At 67.3% G+C, this 1,788-nt stretch carries 1 protein-coding gene and 1 pseudogene; both read right to left on the bottom strand.

All coding sequences use genetic code 11. The features are described 5' to 3' along the window. Nucleotides 1-1,491: 5-carboxymethyl-2-hydroxymuconate semialdehyde dehydrogenase (gene hpaE / locus K789_RS0101485; protein ID WP_029704246.1), on the bottom strand; the 1,491-nt coding region annotated here is incomplete at its 3' end. A 121-nt stretch (nt 1,492-1,612) separates the two neighbouring features. Further along, a pseudogene (locus tag K789_RS0101490) lies at nt 1,613-1,788 on the bottom strand (ArsR family transcriptional regulator); the annotation flags it as partial.

The following is a 1,788-nucleotide window of genomic DNA, read 5'->3' on the forward strand; positions in this document are numbered from 1 at the left end:
GGCGCCGAATTTGGGGGTGTGGACGGGGCCGAGGGTGATGTGGACGGCTTGCTGGTCGGTGTAGAAGTCGATGGAGCGGTAGCCGCCTTCGTGGCCGAGTCCGGAGGCTTTGACGCCGCCGAAGGGGGTGCGGAGGTCGCGGACGTTGTGGCTGTTGAGCCAGACCATGCCGGCTTCGACGTTTTGGGAGAAGTTGTGCGCGCGGGTCAGGTTCTGGGTCCAGATGTAGGCCGCGAGCCCGTACCTGGTGTTGTTCGCGAGGGCGAGGGCTTCGTCGTCGGTGTCGAACGGGGTGATGGCGACGACGGGGCCGAAGATTTCCTCCTGGAAGATCCGGGCGTCCGGGGCGACGTCGGCGAAGACTGTGGGGGCGATGTAGTTGCCGGTCGGAAACCCCTCCGGGCGGCCGCCGCCGGCGAGCAGCCGGCCTTCGGTTTTGCCGATTTCCACGTAGGAGGCGACCTTGGCGTAGTGCTCGGGGTGGACCAGGGCGCCGACCTCGGTCTTGGGGTCGTGCGGGTCGCCGACCACGATGTTCTTCGCCCGGGCGGCGTACTTCCCGCAGAATTCGTCATAGATGCCGCGTTCCACCAGGATGCGGGAGCCGGCGGTGCAGCGTTCCCCGTTGAGGGAGAAGACCCCGAACAGCGTGGAGTCGATCGCGGCGTCGAGGTCGGCGTCGGCGAAGATGACCGCCGGGCTCTTGCCGCCGAGCTCCATGGAGAGGCCTTTGAGGTTCGCCGCGGCGTTGCGGAAGATCGTCTGGCCGGTGGTGGTTTCGCCGGTGAAGGAGATCAGCGGGACGTCGGGGTGCTTCACGAGCGCGTCGCCGGCTTCCTCGCCGAGGCCGTTGACGAGGTTGAAGACGCCGTCGGGGAGGCCGGCGTCCTTGAAGATCTGCGCCCACAGCGAGGCGGAGAGCGGGGTGAATTCGGCCGGTTTGAGCACCACGCAGTTGCCGGTGGCCAGGGCCGGGGCGAGTTTCCAGGATTCCAGCATGAACGGGGTGTTCCACGGGGTGATGAGCCCGGCGACGCCGATCGGCTTGCGGTTGACGTAGTTGATCTGGGCGCCGGGGACCTTCATGGCGTCGTCGAACTGGGCCACGATCAGGTCGGCGAAGAAGCGGAAGTTCTCCGCCGCGCGCAGCGCCTGGCCTTTGGCCTGGGTGATGGGCAGGCCCGTGTCGAAGGTCTCCAGCTGCGCGAGGCGTGTCTCCTGGGCCTCGACGGCGTCGGCGATCCGGTTCAGGATGCGGGCGCGTTCCCGGGGCTTCATCTTCGGCCACGGCCCGGTTGTGAAGGCCTTCCGGGCGGCGGCGACGGCGAGGTCGATGTCCTCTTTCTGGCCGGCGGCCGCGGTGGCGTAGTTGGTGTTGGACACCGGGTCCAGGACATCAAAGGTTTTGCCGCTGACGGAATCGACGAATTCGCCGTCGATGTAGTGGCGGATACGCGCCGGGAGGTCGTCTGGGATGTAGTGCTCAGCCATGGGAATGATCCTCCTCATTGAGCATGCAATCGTATACGATACAAACTGCCTGAGACCGGACGGCTTGTCAAGCATTCCCCGGAGGAAGCTTTGCAGGGCGGCGGGGGAGTTGCGGTGCGCGTCAGCCCAGCTGGGACTCGATGCGCCGGGCGCTTGCGGCCAGGGCAGCGGCCACCTCCCCGGGATCCTGGGCCGCGCGGATATATACGACAGCAAGCGCCGCCGGCCGTCCGCCCGGAACCCGGATGGGGACGGCCAGCGACGAGACGCCGGAGATGACCTCGTCGTGGCTGGCGG

This window comes from Arthrobacter sp. TB 26, from assembly GCF_000427315.1.
Lineage (GTDB): Bacteria > Actinomycetota > Actinomycetes > Actinomycetales > Micrococcaceae > Arthrobacter.